Origin of the sequence: Streptomyces sp. NPDC005181, assembly GCF_040608395.1 — a bacterium.
Lineage (GTDB): Bacteria > Actinomycetota > Actinomycetes > Streptomycetales > Streptomycetaceae > Streptomyces.
In genome coordinates, this window is record NZ_JBEXID010000001.1 from 215,338 (window position 1) to 233,960 (window position 18,623).

General features: G+C 71.7%; 18 protein-coding genes. 11 read left to right on the forward strand and 7 right to left on the reverse strand.

The genetic code is table 11. The annotated features are described in order from the left end of the window. Positions 1–265: 265 nt before the first annotated feature. Complete coding sequence (locus ABZV38_RS01025) at positions 266–469, reverse strand: cold-shock protein (protein ID WP_015609674.1); 204 nt, start codon at positions 467–469, stop codon at positions 266–268. 304 nt (positions 470–773) lie between these two features. Beyond that, on the reverse strand, positions 774–1,127 hold the full coding sequence (locus ABZV38_RS01030) for a MerR family transcriptional regulator (RefSeq protein WP_356323172.1): 354 nt from the start codon (positions 1,125–1,127) through the stop codon (positions 774–776). A 509-nt stretch (positions 1,128–1,636) separates the two neighbouring features. Here ABZV38_RS01030 and ABZV38_RS01035 point away from each other — a divergent pair. From ABZV38_RS01035 to ABZV38_RS01060, 6 genes are all read left to right on the forward strand, one after another. Then, positions 1,637–2,086 carry a hypothetical protein gene (locus ABZV38_RS01035; RefSeq protein WP_356323463.1) on the forward strand — a complete coding sequence of 150 codons (450 nt, stop codon included), beginning with the start codon at positions 1,637–1,639 and terminating at the stop codon, positions 2,084–2,086. Positions 2,087–2,091: 5 nt separating this feature from the next. Further along, positions 2,092–2,667 carry a toxin gene (locus ABZV38_RS01040; protein WP_356323174.1) on the forward strand — a complete coding sequence of 192 codons (576 nt, stop codon included), beginning with the start codon at positions 2,092–2,094 and terminating at the stop codon, positions 2,665–2,667. Positions 2,668–2,725: 58 nt separating this feature from the next. Next, positions 2,726–3,982, forward strand: a complete 1,257-nt coding sequence (locus ABZV38_RS01045) for an MAB_1171c family putative transporter (protein ID WP_356323176.1) — start codon at positions 2,726–2,728, stop codon at positions 3,980–3,982. Further along, complete coding sequence (locus tag ABZV38_RS01050; protein WP_356323178.1) at positions 3,979–4,578, forward strand: hypothetical protein; 600 nt, start codon at positions 3,979–3,981, stop codon at positions 4,576–4,578. Before ABZV38_RS01045 ends, ABZV38_RS01050 begins: the two co-directional genes overlap by 4 nt. Before the next feature lie 284 nt (positions 4,579–4,862). After that, on the forward strand, positions 4,863–6,749 hold the full coding sequence (locus tag ABZV38_RS01055) for an alkyl sulfatase dimerization domain-containing protein (protein WP_356323180.1): 1,887 nt from the start codon (positions 4,863–4,865) through the stop codon (positions 6,747–6,749). 92 nt (positions 6,750–6,841) lie between these two features. Continuing rightward, the gene (locus ABZV38_RS01060; RefSeq protein ID WP_356323183.1) at positions 6,842–7,924 is read left to right on the forward strand and encodes an NAD-dependent epimerase/dehydratase family protein; all 1,083 of its coding nucleotides are present in this window, start codon (positions 6,842–6,844) and stop codon (positions 7,922–7,924) included. Here ABZV38_RS01060 and ABZV38_RS01065 read toward each other — a convergent pair. Further along, positions 7,915–9,030: a HAMP domain-containing sensor histidine kinase gene (locus tag ABZV38_RS01065; RefSeq protein ID WP_356323185.1), complete on the reverse strand. Its 1,116-nt coding sequence runs from the start codon at positions 9,028–9,030 to the stop codon at positions 7,915–7,917. The genes ABZV38_RS01060 and ABZV38_RS01065 overlap by 10 nt on opposite strands. Next, entirely contained in the window at positions 9,027–9,857 is an 831-nt protein-coding gene (locus ABZV38_RS01070; RefSeq protein ID WP_356323187.1) for a response regulator transcription factor, read from the reverse strand. The genes ABZV38_RS01065 and ABZV38_RS01070 overlap by 4 nt, the downstream gene beginning before the upstream one ends. 114 nt (positions 9,858–9,971) lie before the next feature. Here ABZV38_RS01070 and ABZV38_RS01075 point away from each other — a divergent pair, with 114 nt between their 5' ends. The 3 genes from ABZV38_RS01075 to ABZV38_RS01085 are packed head-to-tail and all read left to right on the forward strand — an operon-like array spanning position 9,972 to position 12,231. Next, positions 9,972–10,706 carry a glycosyltransferase family 2 protein gene (locus ABZV38_RS01075; protein ID WP_356323189.1) on the forward strand — a complete coding sequence of 245 codons (735 nt, stop codon included), beginning with the start codon at positions 9,972–9,974 and terminating at the stop codon, positions 10,704–10,706. Further along, on the forward strand, positions 10,703–11,374 hold the full coding sequence (locus ABZV38_RS01080; RefSeq protein WP_356323191.1) for a DUF2064 domain-containing protein: 672 nt from the start codon (positions 10,703–10,705) through the stop codon (positions 11,372–11,374). The genes ABZV38_RS01075 and ABZV38_RS01080 overlap by 4 nt, the downstream gene beginning before the upstream one ends. Beyond that, entirely contained in the window at positions 11,371–12,231 is an 861-nt protein-coding gene (locus ABZV38_RS01085) for a methyltransferase domain-containing protein (RefSeq protein ID WP_356323192.1), read from the forward strand. Before ABZV38_RS01080 ends, ABZV38_RS01085 begins: the two co-directional genes overlap by 4 nt. Before the next feature lie 361 nt (positions 12,232–12,592). Here ABZV38_RS01085 and ABZV38_RS01090 read toward each other — a convergent pair whose 3' ends face one another. After that, positions 12,593–13,897, reverse strand: a complete 1,305-nt coding sequence (locus ABZV38_RS01090; protein WP_356323194.1) for a molybdopterin-dependent oxidoreductase — start codon at positions 13,895–13,897, stop codon at positions 12,593–12,595. Between the two features lie 175 nt (positions 13,898–14,072). Between ABZV38_RS01090 and ABZV38_RS01095 the strand changes: the two genes are divergently transcribed. Continuing rightward, complete coding sequence (locus tag ABZV38_RS01095; RefSeq protein WP_356323196.1) at positions 14,073–15,476, forward strand: hypothetical protein; 1,404 nt, start codon at positions 14,073–14,075, stop codon at positions 15,474–15,476. Positions 15,477–15,538: 62 nt separating this feature from the next. Next, entirely contained in the window at positions 15,539–16,390 is an 852-nt protein-coding gene (locus ABZV38_RS01100; RefSeq protein ID WP_356323198.1) for a GNAT family N-acetyltransferase, read from the forward strand. A gap of 12 nt (positions 16,391–16,402) precedes the next feature. Here ABZV38_RS01100 and ABZV38_RS01105 read toward each other — a convergent pair whose 3' ends face one another. Further along, positions 16,403–16,792 carry a hypothetical protein gene (locus ABZV38_RS01105; protein WP_356323200.1) on the reverse strand — a complete coding sequence of 130 codons (390 nt, stop codon included), beginning with the start codon at positions 16,790–16,792 and terminating at the stop codon, positions 16,403–16,405. 35 nt (positions 16,793–16,827) lie between these two features. Further along, positions 16,828–18,543 (reverse strand): SpoIIE family protein phosphatase, encoded by a 1,716-nt coding sequence (locus tag ABZV38_RS01110; protein WP_356323464.1) that lies wholly within the window; start codon positions 18,541–18,543, stop codon positions 16,828–16,830. Positions 18,544–18,623 lie beyond the last annotated feature (80 nt).

Below are 18,623 nucleotides of genomic sequence, written 5' to 3' on the forward strand. Positions count from 1 at the left end.
ATATGGCGCGTATCGAGGAATTCGTTGCGGCGGCAGAGCGGCGCAGGAATCGCAAGAACGGGCCGATGAAATGCGTGGACGAAGCCCGGCTGCGAAGAATGAGCCGTGTCCGACACGGATGAACCGTGTCCGTCACAGGGACTGGGGGGGCGGCGCGCGGTGGCTGCCCCGGAAAAAGCAACGAGCTGGGGCCCGCACCCCAAGGTGCGGGCCCCAGCTGTGCGCAAGTGCGTCTCAGCGCGTCAGCGCCGGAGCATTCGCAGGATCACGCGGGGGTGATGTTCTCCGCCTGCGGGCCCTTCTGGCCCTGCGTGACGTCGAAGTTCACCTTCTGGCCTTCCTGCAGCTCACGGAAGCCGCTCGCGGCAATGTTCGAGTAGTGGGCGAAGACGTCAGCGCCGCCGCCATCCTGCTCGATGAAGCCGAAGCCCTTTTCCGCGTTGAACCACTTGACGGTGCCAGTAGCCATGTTTTATCTCCTTCTGGGGCAGTGCCCGGGGACCCGCACTGTGCGGAACCCGCGTCGCCGCGATGATTACCCCGTCCGGAACAAGAATGCCGGAAATACAAAAGCGCGCTCACCGGCACATTACGTCGGCGAGAGCACTTGGAGTTTTGGGAACCACAACTGCAACTGGGATCCACACTAGCACGATGGAGCCGTCCGGGCGCGGCAAGTAATTACACTCCGTCCGGTGTGCCATAAACCCTCATCGTGCATTGCGTAAAATTCTGTGCTTGCGGCAGCAGATATTCTGTCCCGTGGCCCGACCTCAGGACCCCTCGCCCGCTCCGCCGGCCGAACCCGCCGTGGACCGGCGCAGCTCCGCGTTGAGGCGCAGCGCCTCCTCCAGCTGGTCCTCCAGGATGACGATGCGACAGGCGGCCTCGATCGGCGCGCCACCGTCGACGAGCTCACGGGCGCGGGCCGCGATGCGCAACTGGTAGCGGGAGTAACGGCGGTGGCCGCCTTCGGACCGCAGGGGCGTGATCAGGCGGGCTTCACCGATCGCCCGGAGGAATCCGGGCGTGGCGCCGATCATCTCCGCGGCACGCCCCATGGTGTAGGCGGGGTAGTCGTCGTCATCGAGTCGGTCCGCGGCGTGCGGAGGGGGTTCTGCGGGCATTTGCACCTCTTCCGGGCCCGCGGCGAGAGACATCGGAAGTGTCTCTGATTTCGTTGACCGAAAAAGAAACTCTCATGGTGCGAGCCATCATCTCTATCATAGCCACGACAGATTTCCCGGACCCGTCAGGTGAAATTATCTGCCTGCCGGAGAGGTCGGCCACCCGGAGCCCGACGGACCGTCGTACGCCTCTCCACCCGCGCCCCCGCGCACCTGCCCGCACGCCCGGCCGGACACACTGACCGGACGGTCAGTTGATGACGGCCTGGCCGGCGGCCATAATGTACGCGTAGCCCTTCACGCATCCCCCGTCGTGAAGGGCTACGACTCGTTGCAGGCCTGCGCGGACGCACGACGACGTCATGGGCAAGGGACTCCCCTCGTGGTCCCTTGCCCATGTTTTTTCGAGTTAACAGTGACGTAGAGTGTTTGCGCAAGCCCGCTCCTGGCACCGGAGCAGGATGTTCCGCTCGGACGCGCGTGCGGCGGACGTGAACGTGGGGGCCCCGATGGACAACGGCGAAGAACACGCGCCGGAGCTGCGGACACTGCAGCAGAAGGTCGAGTACATGGTGGAGGAGACCTTCCCCGGCCAGAAGATCTCCGGGCGGGTCTTCGCGGACCTGGTCAAGGAGCGCGGCGGGTCGCTGTCGCACAGCTACTTCTCGAACATCCTCGCCGGGAAGGTCACCCAGCCGTCCGAGGAGATCCTCAAGGCCCTCGGGCTGGGCTTCGGCGTCGACTGGCGCTTCTTCAAGGAGGAGTCCGAGGTCGTCGACGATGTCGTCGCGGGTCTGCGGTTCCTCGCGAAGCGGCGTACCGGGGAGATCAGCGGGCTGGCCGGCCGTGGCCTCGACGACGACGGCCTTCCGCCGGAGCTGCTGCATTTCGCGCTCTCGCTCCTGGCGGACGCGAAGGACTGCCGGGGCGACGCAGCCGACGGCGGGTCGGAGCAGTAGACCTCATGTCCCTGCGTGCGCTGCGGAAAGAGTGCGAGTCCGGGCTGGCCGACCTTCCCATCCCCGCCCCGTTCTCCGTCGCCGCTCTGGTGGCGAACATGGAGGCGGCCCGCGGTCGCACCATCGTGCTGCACGAAATGCCCGACCGGCTGGCGCGGGTCAACGCCGCCTGCGGGCTGCGCCTGGCCTCCGGCCGGACCAGCTTCGTGCTCTACCGGAGGCGCCCGACCGCGTACCAGACGCAACACGTCATCCTGCACGAGCTGTGCCACGAGTGGTTCGACCACGGCACCTCGCTCGACGCGGAGCAGCTCCAGCGGCTGCTGCCCGTCTTCGACACGTCTCTGATCTCCCGGGTCCTCGACTCCGGTGTCGCCGACGCACTGGGGGCGGGCGACGGCACGGTGCAGGCGCGCGCCCAGTACGACACCCATGACGAGCGGGTCGCCGAGTTCGGCGCCTCGCTCATCCCCCGGATGGCCAGGGACGTGACCAGCGACGACATGGTGGGCCGCCTCGCCAATTCGCTCTCCCGTCCCGTCGCGCACCGCCGTCGCCGCGGCCTGTTCGGCCGGACCTGACCAGCCACCTGCCCGCGCCACCACCCTCCAGCTGTCCCCCACCCAGAGGAATTTCGCCGTGACCCCGCTCGACCTCGCCGGCTACCTCATAGCCGGACTGATGACGGCCGTCGCCATCTGGCGCATGCCGGCCGCCCTGTGGGGCGACGAGGAGGACAAGCGTCGCCGGGCCCTGTGGGGCTGCTACGCCGGATTCGCCGTCGCCCTGTGGACCAAGACCCGGGTCGTCCGGATCGGCCTCAACGACAGCCCGGTCACCGATCTCTCGGTCCTGCTCAAGCACTACACCGCGACTGCCGCGATCCTGGCGATCCTCAGCTACATCGTCGCCATTTACGGCCAGTACCCCGACGCCGGTGACATCCCGCGGCACGTACGGTTCGCCCGGACGATCCAGCAGGTGGCAGCGAAGGCGTCCGTTGCCACGCTGGTCCTGCTGACGGTGCTCTTCTTCACCGTCGTCGACCGTTCCGTACCGTCGGACCGTTTTGTCTCCGACCATGCCGGCCAGTGGGGCGCCACGCTGTACATGAGCGTGTTCTACCTCTACCTCGGTGCCGCGTCCGCGGTCTGCGCGTACCAGTGGGCGCTGGCCACCGCCGGCGCCCGGCTCCGCCATCTGCGGGTGGGACTCGGCATGATGACGTTCGCGATGTTCATCGGGGTCGGCTACACCGTCAGCCGCACGCTGTTCCTGTGGATCAGCGTCATCGACCGGCCGAGCCCGTCCTTCGCCCTGCAGTTCGACGAGGTCACCGAGGCCGCGCAGCTCGTGCTGTTCGCGTTCTTCGCGGTCGGCGCGTCCATCCCCGCCCTCAGCAAGGGCCGGCGCCGGGCGAAGCTGTGGCGGGCCCAGGGCCGGCTGCACGTCCTGTGGTACGAGCTGATGACCGCGTTCCCCGACCAGCCGTTCGAGCCGCCGCAGTCGCTGCGCCGCGAACTGACCCGGTTCGACACCCCCGCCGATCTACGGATCGACCGGTGGGCCGCCGACATCGCGGACGCGGTCGAGAAGCTGCGCCACTACGTACCGGACAGCCTGCTGCCGGCCGCCGAGACCGCGGCCGCCGCCGACACCCCGGACTCCGCGAAGGCCGGACCGCTCGCCGACGCGTACTGGATCAAGGCCGCACTGGCGGCCAGGAGCAGTGGCGCACCCGCGGGGCCGGCCGGGGCGGTCGGCACCCAGTACGCCACCGACCAGGACGGCGAAGTGGCGTGGCTGGTGCAGGTGGCGGCCGCGTACCGAACGATCACCGACGACCGGACCCGGCACGTCCTGGCGTCCATGACCGACATGGAGAAGACGGCGTGACGTCCACCATCGACCCCACCGTCGTCACCCGGGCGTCGTCGGCCCGCAGGGTCACGGACGTCTTCCAGCCCCGCAACGTCCTGCTGGTCGGCATGCTCGCCATCGGCCTGGCCGCCGCGGGCCACTGGGCCGGCCTGCTGTGGGGCCTGCTCGGCGCCCTGTGCGCGGGGCTCGTCCCGGCCGGCTACATCGAGTGGGAACGGGGGCGCGGCACCTGGGGCGACCGGCATGTCGTCGACCGTACGAAGCGTGCGCCGATCTTCTTCGTCATCCTGGGCTCGATCGGTGCGGGCTCGGTCGTCATGGTCCTCGGGCACGCGCCGACCGGGATTCTGGTGGCGATGCTGGCACTGTGGGCGATGACGGTCGTTCTGCTGGCCGTCAACACCGTCTGGAAGATCTCGGTGGACGCGTCGGTCGCCTCGGCGGTCGTCGCGCTGCTCGCCGCCGTCCACTCCCCGTGGTGGCTCCTGGCGTACGCGATGACGGCCGCCGTGTGCTGGTCACGGGTGGCGCTCGGGTACCACACCGTCGCCCAGGTGGTGGCAGGAGCGTCGCTGGGCGCGGCGACGGCGGGTGCGTTCCTGCTCGTCTGACGGCCGTTCGGCCACCGGTGCTTCTCCCCGCGCCTCCCCGGTTGCGTAACGTCACGCATGCCCAAATAGTCGTGTACCGACGGACTTTTACTGGCTGAGGCGTCCTGCAGTACGGGTCCGGGACGGCGCTTCACGTGCCCCGGGAGGGATGCGTGGGCCGACGGGCTGACCCGGGCCGGCCATGACCGAGCGGTCGAGGACCGGGACCGCCACCTGGCCGGTGGCGGGGTGGCTGCGCGGCGACGTCCTCGCTGCCAGCGCATCACCGGCCCCAGGAGATCAGCATGACCACAAGCGCAGCATCCGGCACACCTGCCGCTCCGATCACGCCGGACTTCGCGGACCGTACGGACTTCGAGAACGCCGACCGGGGCTTCGTGGCCGGCCCGTCGTCCACGGCCGTCACCACCACCGACGGACGCGTGGTGTGGGACTTCGCGAGCACCGCTTTCCTGGACGGGGACTGCCCGGACACCGTCAATCCGAGCCTGTGGCGGCAGTCCCAGCTGTGCGCCCGCGCCGGCCTGTACCGGGTGACCGACGGCATTTACCAGATCCGCGGCTTCGACATGTCGAACATGACCCTCATCGAGGGCGACGCCGGTGTGATCGTCGTCGACCCGCTCGTCTCCGCCGAGACCGCCGCGGCCGGCCTCGCGCTCTACCGCGAACAGCGCGGCGACCGCCCGGTCACCGGCGTGCTCTTCACCCATTCGCACCTCGACCACTTCGGCGGCATCCACGGCGTCATCGGCCGGGCGGAGCAGGCCGACGGCGTACCGCTCCTCGCCCCGCAGGGCTTCCTGGAGCACTCGGTCACGGAGAACGTCTACGCCGGTACGGCCATGCTGCGGCGCGGTGCCTACTACTCGGGCATGAACCTCGACCGCGGCCCCACCGGCCTGGTCGGGATGGGCCTCGGCTTCACCACCTCCACCGGAAATCCCGGCCTCCTCCCGCCCACCATCGAGATCACCGGCACCGGAGAGGTCGAGACGGTCGACGGCGTGGTGTTCCACTTCCAGCTGACGCCCGGCACCGAGGCGCCCTCGGAGATGAACTTCCATCTGCCCGAGCACCGGGCCCTGTGCATGGCCGAGAACGCCACCCACAACCTGCACAACATCCTGACCCTGCGTGGTGCCGTGGTCCGCGACGCCCGGACCTGGTCCCGCTCCCTCGACGAGGCCATCCAGCTCTTCGGCTCCGAGAGCGACGTCCTGTTCGCCTCCCACCACTGGCCCATCTGGGGCACGGAGCAGCTCACCACGTTCCTGACCGAACAGTGCGACCTGTACGCCTATCTGCACGACCAGACCCTGCGGCTGGCCAACCAGGGCCGCACCGCCACCGAGATCGCCGAGGCGATCGAACTGCCGCCCGGCCTCGCCCGCTCCTGGCACGCCCGCGGCTACTACGGCTCCGTCAGCCACAACGTGAAAGCGATCTACCAGCGCTACCTGGGCTGGTACGACGGCCACCCCTCCTCGCTGTGGGAGCACCCGCCGGCCGAGTCCGCCCGCCGGTACGCCGACTGCATGGGCGGTGTCGACGCGGTGGTCGCCCGCGCCGAGGAATACGTCTCCGACGGCGATCTGCGGTTCGCGGCCCAACTGCTCAAACACGCGGTCTTCGCGCAGCCCGACCACACCGGGGCCAAGGAGCTGCTCGCCCGGACCTTCGAGCAGCTCGCGCACGGGGCCGAGAACGCGACCTGGCGCAACTGCTACCTCATGGGCGCCCTCGAACTGCGCGAGGGCGTCACCAAGACCGCCCTCACCGCCGCAGGCATGGCCGACGCCCTGAGTGTCGAGCAGATCTTCGACTCGCTCGCCATCCGCATCAACGGCCCCGAGGCATGGGATCACCGGGCCACGCTGGACTGGCACTTCACCGATCTGGACGAGCAGTACCGCACCAGCCTGCGCAACGGCGTCCTCGTACCGACGAGGAAGGAACCGGCGGACGCCGGCGTCGGCTTCGAGGGCGCCCCCGGCTTCGAAGGCACCCCCGCCGACGTGACGTTCACCCTGACCCGGCCGCAGCTGCTTCACCTGCTGGCCGGGAAGGGGCTGGACACCATCGAGCACACCGGGGACATCGGCGCGTTCCGGACCCTGGTGTCGGTCCTGGACACCACGGACCCGGACTTCCCCGTCGTGACGCCCTGACCGCGCGCCGGCCGGTGCTTGCAGTCCTTACGCTCCGGTGACGTGCCGTACGGCGCCGGGGCGGAGCGTGCCCGGGGACCTAACGTGGCGTCATGCGCGTACTGCTCACCGGCGGAGCCGGGTTCATCGGGGGACACATCGCCGAAGCGCTGGTGGCGCGCGGCCATGACGTGGTGGTGTTCGACGCGCTGCTGGAGTCGGCGCACGGCGGGAGTGCCCGCTCCGGCCGGGAAGGATTGATCGTCGCCGACGTACGGGACCGGGGCGCCGTGGCCGATGCGCTGCGGGGCGTCGACGCGGTGTGCCACCAGGCCGCGATGGTCGGCCTGGGCAAGGACTTTGCGGACGCCCCTCAGTACGTCGGCTGCAACGATCTGGGGACGGCCGTCCTGCTGGCGGAGATGGCCGGGGCCGGGGTGGGCGATCTGGTGCTCGCCGGGTCGATGGTCGTGTACGGCGAGGGGCGGTACGACTGTCCCCGGCACGGGCGGGTCCGGCCCGGGCCGCGCGTCGTGGACGATCTGGCGGCGGGCCGGTTCGAACCGCGCTGCCCGGACTGCGGGGCGGAGTTGACCCCGGGCCTGGTCGCCGAGGACACGCCGGCCGACCCGCGCAATGTGTACGCGGCGACGAAACTCGCCCAGGAACATCTCGCCGCCGCGTGGGCGCGGGCGACGGGCGGCCGGGCGACGGCCCTGCGGTACCACAACGTGTACGGACCGGGGATGCCGCGCGACACCCCCTACGCGGGTGTCGCGTCCTTCTTCCGCTCGTCGCTGGCCCGGGGCCAGGCACCGCAGGTCTTCGAGGACGGCTGCCAGCGGCGGGACTTCGTCCACGTACGCGACGTGGCGGCCGCCAACGCGGTGGCGCTGGAGGCCGTGCGGGACCGGGCGGCCGGGAGCTTCACCGCGTACAACACGGGCAGCGGCGACCCGCACACGATCGGCGAGATGGCCACGGCACTGGCTTCGGCGCACGGCGGCCCGGCACCGGAGATCACCGGTGGGTACCGGCTCGGGGACGTACGCCATGTGACAGCGGACTCGCGTCGGCTGCGGGAGGAGCTGGGCTGGCGGCCGGAAGTGGGGTTCGCGGAGGGGATGAAGGAGTTCGCGGGGGCGGAACTGAGGCCGGCCCCCGCGGGCGGTCGAGGACGGCCCGCTCATGCCTGAGCGGCCGCCGGGAGGGTGACCTCGAAGCAGCAGCCGCCCGTGACGTTACGGACCTGTGCCCGGCCCTCGTGCGCCTCCACGATGCCGCGGACGATCGCCAGCCCGAGTCCCGCACCGGCGGGTGGCGTACGGGCGTGGCTGCCGCGCCAGCCCGTGTCGAAGACTCGCGGCAGGTCCTCCTCGGGGATGCCCCCGCAGCCGTCCGTCACCGACAGCACCACCCCGCCGTCGGCACGGCGCGCGGCCACCGCGACCGTGCCGTCGGCCGGCGTACGGCGGATCGCGTTGATCAGGAGATTGCCCAGGACCCGGCTCATCTCCTTGCTGTCGACCTCCACCGGCACGGCGTCTATACGGTCTCCGACCAGCCGCACCCCGTGCTCGCGCGCCAGCGGGTCCGCGCCCGCGAGGGCGTCGCCGACCAGGTCGTACACGGAGATGCGGGTGGGGGTCAGGGTGAGCGATCCGGCGTGGATCCGGGAGAGTTCGAAGAGGTCGCCGACCATGTCGTTCATGCGTTCCACCTCGGTCCGTATCTGCCGCAGGTAGCGGCCGGAGTCGGCGGCCATGCCGTCCTCCAGCGCCTCCGACATGGCCCGCAGCCCGGCGAGCGGGGTCCGCAGATCGTGCGAGATCCATGCGACGAGCTCGCGCCGCGACGTCTCCAGTGCGCGTTCGCGCTCCCGGGAGCTGTCGAGCTTGGCGCTCGTGGCCGCCAGTTCCCTCGCCAGGGAGGCGAGTTCGGCGGTCGCCTGCTCCTCGGGGGCGGCGAACGTACCGCCGTCGCCGAACGAACGGGCCGCGAGCGCCAGGTCCCGGCTCCTGGCCGCGACCCAGCGGCCCAGCAGCATCGCGGTGGCGAGGGACACCACCGCAGCCATGGCGACAACGGTCGTGACGACGGTCAGATCGTGCGGAGACAGGAACATCGCCCAGGCGACCACGAGGGTCCCGGCGAGCATCGCGGTCACGGCGACGGCCGCGACGACGCTCAGCGACACGACGAGCGAACGGTGCCGGAAGAGGCGCAGGGCCAGTGCGCCGAGAAGCCCGGCTGCGGCGGCGCCCAGGAACGCGAAGAGTGCGATGAGGAGGAGGTCGGTCATGAAGGGTCCCCCTCGGTGGCCGGAGCGGCCGGTGGCGCGGCCCTCGTGCCGTCCGGCAGGTCCGGGGCCGGAGCCGGGGCAGGAACCGGGACAGGGTCCAGGCGGTAGCCCACACCCCACACCGTCTGGATCAGCCGCGGACGGGCCGGATCCGTCTCGACCTTGCCGCGCAGCCGCCGCACATGGACCGTCACCGTCGACAGGTCCCCGAAGTCCCATCCCCAGACCTCCCGCATCAGTTCCTCCCGGGTGAACACCCGGCCGGGGTGCCGCAGGAAGAAGGTCAGCAGATCGAACTCCCGGAGGGTGAGGGCCAGCTCACGACCGTTCCGCACCGCGCGGCGGGCCGCGGGATCGACATGGAGTCCGGCGCACTCCGACGGGGCCCGGGCGGCGTCCGCGCCGGGTGGCGCTCCCCGTCCCCGGCGCAGCACCGCATCGACACGCAGCACGAGCTCGCGCGGGCTGAACGGCTTGGTGACGTAGTCGTCCGCGCCCGTCTCCAGGCCCAGGATGCGGTCGTCCTCGTCCCCGCGCGCCGTCAGCATGATGACCGGCACACGGCCGTGCGCCCGCATCCTGCGGCAGACCTCGAAGCCGTCCATGCCGGGCAGCATCAGATCGAGGACGACCAGGTCCGGCCGGCGCGCGGCGAAGCACTCCAGCGCCGCCGGGCCGTCGCCGGCCCGCTGGACGTCGTAACCCGCCCGGTCCAGATAGCCCACCACCACCTCGGCGACCGTCGGATCGTCGTCCACGACGAGGACCTGGCCGCGCGGGACGCCGGGGGCGGTGCCGGAACCCGGGGCGTCCTGGATGTTCTCCATGCAGCCACCTTGGCATCCCGGTTGCCGGGAGAGCCGGTCGGCGGTCCGCCGAAGGGCCGACGTCCGGCTTTCGTAAGAACCTCAAGACCGAAATGTCGGTTTCCGCTCCGTAGGGTGAACGAGGTGACCGACTCCTTCCGCACCCGATCCCCGCGCGCCGATGTGGTCCTGCCCTGCCTCAACGAGGCCGCGGCGCTGCCCCGGGTGCTGGACCGCATCCCGTACGGCTGGCGCGCCATCGTCGTCGACAACGGCTCCACCGACGGATCGGCGGACCTCGCCCGCACCCTCGGGGCGACCGTCGTGCACGAGCGGCGGCGCGGTTTCGGCGCCGCGTGCCATGCCGGACTGCTCGCCGCCGAGGCGGAGTTCGTCTGCTTCTGCGACTGTGACGGCTCCCTCGACCCGGGGCTGCTGCCCGGCTTCGTACGCCGGATCGCGGACGGGGAGGCGGATCTGCTCCTGGGCCGCCGGCGTCCCGAGGGCCGCGGCGCCTGGCCTCTGCACGCCCGCGCGGGGAACCTGGCGCTCGCCCGCATGCTGCACCGCCGGACGGGCCTGCGCCTGCACGACCTCGGTCCGCTGCGGGCCGGGCGCCGGGCGGACCTGCTGGCCCTGGACCTCACCGACCGGCGCAGTGGCTACCCGCTGCAGATGGTGGTGCGCGCGTCGGACGCCGGGCTGCGGGTCGCCGAGACAGATGTCCCTTATCTCCCGCGCACCGGCAGGTCCAAGGTGACCGGCACCTGGCGGGGAACATGGCAGGCGGTACGCGACATGCGCGCCGTACTGCGCGAGCCGCCGGAACGGACCTCGGCGCGGGCGGTGGGCCCGGGGGCGTCCCGATGAGCGCGGCACGCGCCCGCCGTGGCGGCGCGCCCTGCCCCACCACGCTCCTCGTGATCGCCAAAGAACCGCTGCCCGGCCTCGTCAAGACGCGACTGACCCCGCCCTTCACCCCCGTCGAAGCCGCGCAGCTCGCCGAGGCCGCGCTCAGTGACACGCTGCGCACGATGCTCTCCCTGCCGGCCCGGCGGCGCGTCCTTGTGCTCGACGGACGGCCCGGGCCCTGGCTGCCGCCCGGCATCGAAGTCGTCGCGCAGTCCACCGGCCGGCTCGACGAGCGGCTCGCGGCGGCGTTCGGCGGCTGTGCCGGGCCGGCGCTGCTCATCGGCATGGACACCCCTCAGATCACCGCCGCCCATCTGACGCCCGCGCTCTCCCCGGACGCCTGGGACGGGTGCGACGCCTGGTTCGGGCCCGCCGACGACGGCGGCTTCTGGGCGCTGGGCCTGGCCGCACCCGACCCGGATCTGGTGCGCGGCGTGCCCATGTCCGTCCCGGAGACCGGCGCCCTCCAGCGGCGCCGGCTCGTCGACGCAGGGCTGACCGTGCGCGATCTGCCGCCGCTGCGGGACGTGGACACGGCAGCGGACGCCGTGCACGTCGCAGCTGCCGCACCGCACGGGCAGTTCGCCGCGACCCTCGCCCGGCTGACCGGGGCGGCGGCCCGATGAGCGGGACCGTGCCGAACCGCTCGGTGCTGGCTCCCGCGCCCCCGGCAACCGGGCGTCCCATCACCGCGCACCCGGACACCGCCCCGTGGGGCACCGACCCGTACGCCAACGCGCTGCGCAACGGCCACGGTCCGCTCTTCCTCCGCCGCACGGACGGCTGGCTGCTCCCTCTGGACGTCGAGCGCTGGTGCGGGGGCGCCGACGCCGCCGACCTGTCCGCGCTGCGCCGCTGCGAGGGGCCGGTCCTCGACATCGGCTGCGGGCCCGGCCGCCTCGTCGCGGAACTGGCCGCCCGCGGCCACCGCGCGCTCGGCATCGACGTCAGCGAGACGGCCGTCGCCCACACTCTGCGGATCGGCGGATCGGCGCTGCGCCGTTCCGTCTTCGACGCGCTGCCCGGCGAGGGCCGTTGGGGCACCGTCCTGCTCATCGACGGCAACATCGGCATCGGCGGCGACCCGCACGGCCTTCTGCTGCGCACCGCGGAACTGCTCGCCCCCGGCGGTCTGCTCATCGCGGAGACCGCGTCGCCGGACATCGACGAGCGGGTCCAGGTCCGGCTGTACGACGGCCGCCCCACCGTGAACGGGGCCGGCGGGCCGGGCCGTACCGATGCCGGGGACGGGCACTTCCCCTGGGCCCGGATCGGCGCCCCTGCCCTGCTCCGGTACGCGCAGCCGAACGGCTGGCACCCGGTCGGTCAGTGGGTGGCGGACGGCCGCCCGTTCGTCGCCCTGCGCCGCGACCGGAGGGTCCGGACCGTCAGCCAGAGCGCCGACACCGCGAACAGCGCAGCCGTGATTCGTAGCCAGTTCCCGAGGAAGACGTCGAGGGACAGTCCGCTCGCCGGCTCGTAGTGCTTCGCCTGCCGGGTGATCAGGGGAAACCACATCAGCAGGAGCAGCCCGGACAGGAAGGCGGGTACGCGGACGAAGTTGACCAGGCCGGAGCGCGGTCCGAGCACCGCGCGTACGGCCCGGTCCGCCGTCGCGTACACCGGCAGCAGCACCAGGTCGTGCAGCAGCGCCGATCCGACGAACCACACCACCACGGCGAACGTGTCCCCCTCCAGCAGCCGCACCCCCGCATAGCCCGCGACCGCGAACGTGGCGGCCAGCAGGACGAATTGCAGCGGCCCTTCCCCGTACCAACGCCTGAAGACCGCTCCCGGCCCGGTCGGCTTCGCCCGTTCGCCGGCCTGCTCGCCGCTCCGTCCCATCACAGCTCTCCGAACGTCAGCCGGCCCACCCATTTGGTGTTCAGCACACCGGGCGCGGCCGGCACGATGATCCGTGCCGGGTACCCGTGATCCGGCGACAGCGTCTCGCCGTTGACCTCCAGCGCCAGCAGCGAGCGCGGGTCGCGCACCTGGTTGTCCCGCAGTGCCACTGTGCGGAACGGGCCGCTGCGCTGCACCGACTCCACCAGCACCCCCGGCGGCCGGTCCGGATACCCCGCGAGCGCCGCCAGGTCCCGCAGCCGCACCCCGCGCCACCACTGGTCCGAGGTCGACCAGCCCTCCACGCACGCGATCGGCAGCGCCGCGCTGTACTGGTCCATGGACAGCAGCTGTTCCCGGGTGAACGTACGCTCCCCGGCGGGGCCCTGGACCGTCAGCCGCCACCGTTCCCCCGTGTCGGCCGCGGTGACCCGGACGGACGCGGCCGTCTTGTTGATCTGGAACCCGTTGGGCCCCGATCCGGGGTCGGCGACCCCCCGCGGGGTGAGGAGAGCGGTGCTCCGCAGCGCGTCGAAACTCCGTCCCACCGAGGTGACCAGCAGGAGCAGCGATCCGGCGCCCACCATGGCGAACGCACCGCGCCGGGAGATGGTCGGCGCGTCGGGGGCAGGGGCAGTCAGCTCATCCGCCTCACCACGCAGTTCTCCGCTGCGCAGCACCCGTACAGCGCGCGGGAGCTTCAGCCCGACATGGGCGACGAACCCGGCGAAGAACACCCACGCCCCGTAGAAGTGCAGTCGATAGAACGACCCCGGGAACACGTACTCCACCTGGATGTTGAGCAGTCCCGTGATGAACTCGAACAGCGCCCCGCCGACGAGCAGCAGCAACGAGACCCGTTCCAGCGCATGCCCCACCGACCGGGCCGGCGGCAGTGCGAAGAGCTTCGGGATCACCGACCACAGCTTCGCCAGCAGCACCGGTACGAGCACGATGCCGCCCGTGACATGCAGCCCCTGGTCCAGCCGGTACAGCCAGTGCGGTCCCGTCGGCCAGGCGAAGAGATAGAACCCCAGCAGCCCCTTCCCCGGCGTCTTGTCGTTGACCGCCGCAAGATCCGGGTTGTACGCGGCGTACGACAGCAGACCCGTCACGAACACCAGGGTCAGCCCGACGAGGAGGACCAGACCGAGCACCGCCGTGAACCGGACGCCGCGCACCGGACTGCGCCAGAACCCGGGCGCGGAAGGCAGCCGGTCCCGGACCCCCCGGGACCGGTCCGGAAACGACGGGAACGACGGGAACGGGAAGCGGGATGCTCTGCTGTGACGCGTGTCGCCCATCCCCCGAAGCTAAGCCCGGGGTATCGGACCCGGGCCCGCGCGACTCCTGACGAAACGCTGACGTCACTCCCTGCGACGGCCAACCGGGCCAAGATCTCCGGGCCGGATCTGACAGTTCGGTGACGCGGCCCGGTGGCACCGCTCGCAGACGCCCCGCCCTGCATAGCGTGCCCGCGTGAAGACCGAGGAGCGCACCACTGGCCACCGCCCCCCGCAGCAGCGCACCAGCGGCCGCCGCGGCGATCTGATCGCCGCCGCCGCGGCCGTCCTGCTCGTCACCGCAGCCGTGCTGATCGGCCGCGCGATCCAGGACGCCCACGGAACGCTGTTCGCCCACTGGCCACCCCTGCTGGCGTCCTGGTACCCGCACACCGGCCCCGGCACCCCGGCCGCCGTCGTCGTCGCCGCGGCGGTCGTCGCGTACGGGCCGGGCCTCGCCGGCCGGCTGCCCTGGCGGCGCCTGCTCGCCGGCGCGTGGGCCGCCTCCCTCGCCTGGATCCTCTCGCTGGCGTTGATCGACGGCTGGGGCCGGGGCATCGCCGACCGGCTCACCACGAAGCACGAATATCTCCAGGTCATCGGCCGATTCGACGACATCGGCGCGGCCCTGCACGGCTTCACCGGTCACATCCTGTTGGGCCGTCCGGACAATTGGCCCGCCCATGTCGCCGGTCATCCGCCGGGCGCCACGCTCACCTTCGTCCTGCTGGACCGGATCGGGCTCGGCGGCGGCGGATGGGCCGGTGTCTGGTGCATCGTGCTCGGCGGCTCCGCGGTGGTCGCCGCGCTGATCACGGTGCGCGCCCTCGCCGACGAACGGCTGGCGCGGGGCGCCGCGCCCTTCCTCGTCCTCGCGCCGATGGCCGTCTGGACGGGGGCCTCGGCGGACGGCTACTTCGCCGCAGTCGCCGCCTGGTCGGTCGCGCTCCTCGCCCTGGCCGCGACGCGACGGCCCCACACCCCCCGCCCGGCCACCGCGGCCGCCGCTCTCGGTTCCGGGCTGCTCTACGGCCTGACCTGCTACCTCTCGTACGGTCTGACGCTCATCGCGCTCCTGCTCCTGACCGTCCTCCTCCTGACCCGCACGACCCGCCCCCTCCCCCTCTTCCTTCTCGGGGCGCTCGTCGTCCCCGTCGCGATCACCCTGGCGGGCTTCAACTGGTGGGAGGGGTACCGGCTGCTGGTCGAGCGCTACTACCAGGGGGCGGGCGGGATCCGTCCTTACTCCTACTGGGTCTGGGCCAACCTCGCGGCCACCACGGTCGCCGCCGGTCTCGCCACGGTCGCCGGTCTTCGCCGGACCGCGGCCGGCGCCCCTGGATCCGTACGCGCCCTGCGTGCCGGCACCACCTCCGCACGGCACCGGCTGATCCTCCTCACCCTGGCCGCGCTCCTCGCTCTCCTCGTCGCGGATCTGTCCGGGATGAGCAAGGCGGAGACGGAACGCATCTGGCAGCCGTTCGTCCTCTGGCTCCTGCCCGCCGCCGCGCTGCTTCCCCCGGACACCCGCCGCGGCTGGCTGGCCGCGCAGGCCGTCGTGGCCCTGCTGGTCAACCACCTGCTCTGGACGGGGTGGTAACGGAGTGGCGAATGGCCGAACAGCCGCCCTTGAAGCGATCACGTCCCGGGTACAGGTGCCCCGTGCCGACATTCGAGATCACCACAGCAAGCGCCGACGACATCGAGATGCTGGGAGAGTGGGCCCACGCCGAAGGCTGGAACCCGGGCCGGACCGACGGCCACGCCTTCTTCGCCACCGACCCGCGCGGCTTCCTCATCGGCCGGCTCGACGGTGATCCGGTCTGCTCCGTCTCCGTCGTCCGGTACGGCTCCGGCTTCGGGTTCCTGGGCTTCTATCTCACCCGCCCGGAACTTCGCGGCCGGGGTTACGGCCTCCAGGTCTGGCGCGCCGGGATGGACCGGCTCGCCGGGCGCAACGTCGGGCTCGACGGCGTCGTCACCCAGCAGGCCAACTACCGTAAATCCGGCTTCCGTTCCGCCTGGACGAACATGCGGTGGGTCGGCCGGCCGCCCGCGGGCATCGCCGTACCGCCCGGCCTCGTGCTCGTCGACGCCCGCTCGCTCTCCTTCGACCGGCTGGCCGGCTACGACCGCCGCTTCTTCCCCGCCGAGCGCGACAGCTTCCTCGCCCCGTGGATCGCCGCACCCGGACGCACCTCCCTCGCCGTCGTCGGTGACGACGGGGAGTTGCGGGGGTTCGCCGTGATGCGCCCCTGCCGTACGTCGTCACGCATCGGCCCCCTCCACGCTTCGTCGCCCGAAGTGGCGGCCGCCCTGGTGAGCGCACTGTCGGCCACCGCGCCGGACACCGAGATCGCCGTCGACGTACCCGACATCAATCCGGCGGCGGTCACCCTCGCCGAACAGCTGGGACTCACACCGTCGTTCGAGACGGCCCGCATGTACACGGGCCCGATGCCGGACATCGACCACACCGGACTGTTCGGCATCACCAGCCTGGAGCTCGGCTGACCGCGGGGCCCGCTACCGCCGGAGCTTCTCCAGCACCCGGTCGCGAAGCAGTTCGTACTCCTCGCGCAGCCGTACGATCTCCGCCGGCCGGGGTATCACCGTGCCGCCCGAGACGATCTCCTCCGGCCCGAACTGCTCCCGCGTGAGGTCGATCTCCACACCCATGCCCAGCCGGTTCCACCAGTGGAAGTCCGTGCGTTCGCCGTCGACCCGGACCTCGCCGCGGATCAGCTCGCCGCCCAGCAGGTCGTTGAGCACCATGGCGGTGACCCCGCACTGGTCGCGGGCCGGATTGTCGGCCGTCCAGTGCGGCCGGTGGCCGGGTGTGGCCGTGTCGGCGCCCCAACTGGCGCGGACGGCGGCTTCGATGTCGGCGAGAAGCAGTGGCTTCGAGGAATCCATGCCATCGATCCTCGCAGCGACCACTGACAACACCGCTAGAAAATGTCCCGCTCCGGGGCCGGGAGCCAGGACCGTGAAGCCAGCACCGCGATGTCGTCCTCCGCTCCCGGACCGAACTTCTCCAGCACCTCGTCCAGCAGATCGTCGAGGGTCCCGTCGGCCGGCAGGGTCAGATCCGCGAGCCGGCGCACCGATACGTCGATGTCCTCGCCCCGCCGCTCCACCAGACCGTCGGTGTACATGAACAGCACCGTCCCCGGAGCGCACTCCACCAGCGTCGTCACATACCCGCCGACCCCGGTGCCGAGCGGCGGTCCCGCGGGTATGTCGCCCAGTCGGGTCCCCGCGGCCCCAGGGTCGATGAACACCGGCGGCAGATGCCCCGCGCTCGCCACCTCGCACATGCTGCCGTACCGGTCGACGACCGCCAGCAGACACGTCGCCGCCCGGTCCGGACCCGACCTCTCCACCATCCTGTCGAGCTGTTCCAGAATGCGGTGCGGCGGCAGCAGCTCGTCGGCGAGCAGCCGCAGCAGCGACCGGTAGTGACTCATCGCGACCGCCGCCTCCACCCCGTGCCCCATCACATCGCCCATCGCCTTGAGGTGGCGCCCGTCCGGCAGCGGGATGACGTCGAACCAGTCGCCGCCGACCATCACGCCGCGCTCGGCCGGCAGATAGCGGGTGGCCACCTCGATGTGCGGGTGCGGCAGACGCGGCTCGGACAGCAGCGAACGCTGCAGCTCCAGGGCGATGGTGTGCTCGTGGGCGTAACGCCGGGCGTGGTCGAGATCGACGGCGGCCCGCCCGGCGAGTTCCCGGGCGACCACCACGTCCTCGTCCGAGAACACGGGCGAGTCCCCCGCCCGGATCAGGCCGAGGACGCCGAGCGGGCCGCCGCGTACCGAGAGCGGCACGACGACGGTCGAATGCATGCCGAGGGCGCGGTAGGCGGCGACCCGTTGCGGGTTGGCGGCGGAGCAGCTGAGCCGTAGGTCGTCGTTGAGGTTCTCGACGACGGGCTGGTCGGTCGCCAGGCACCGCTGTACGGCGGAGTCCTCCTGGTAGTCGATGTACTCGCCGGTCAGCCCGAATTCCTCCACCCCGTCCCGCAGTCCGGCGACCGCCGAGATCGCCGCCCGCCGCAGCCTCAGCGTCCCCGGGGGTGCCGGGCGTACCGGAGGTGCCACGTCCGGTGGGAAGACCTCGACCGTTGCGAGGTCCGCCAGCGCCGGGACGACGAGGTCGACGAGTTCCGCACAGGTGGTGTCCACGTCGAGCGTGGTGCCGATGCGGGCGACCGCGGTATCGAGGAGGGTCAGATTCCGCCGCGCCTGTTCCAGCTCGCGCTGCTCCTCGTCCGAGGCCTTCACCTCCAGCACGATCCCGGCGACACCCACCACCTGCCCGCCCACCTCCAGCCGGTGGTACGCGCCGTGCCAGTACCGCCGGGCCGTACCGGACGCCGCGGGCGTGAATCCGCTGGAGGTGATCTCGCGAGGTTTTCCGTCGGCGAGGACCGCCCGCATCGTGTCCTCCCGGGCGTCGAGGTAGGGCAGGACTTCGGAGACGGTGCGCCCGAGGTGTTCGGCTGCCGGGATGCCGTTGAGCCGTTCGAGGGCCGGGTTGATGTACAGGTAGCGCAGCTCGGTGTCGAGGACGCCCACCCCGGCCGTGGTCCCGTCGATCAGCGCCGCCAGGGCCGCGGAATCGAACGGTGGCCGGCTGTCCGCGTACGCATCGGCCTGCACGAGCACCTCCTGGAACGGGGCGCGGACCGCCCGCCGGCCCGGCCCTTCATGGTCGGCCGCCACGCCCCGCCCCGCATCCG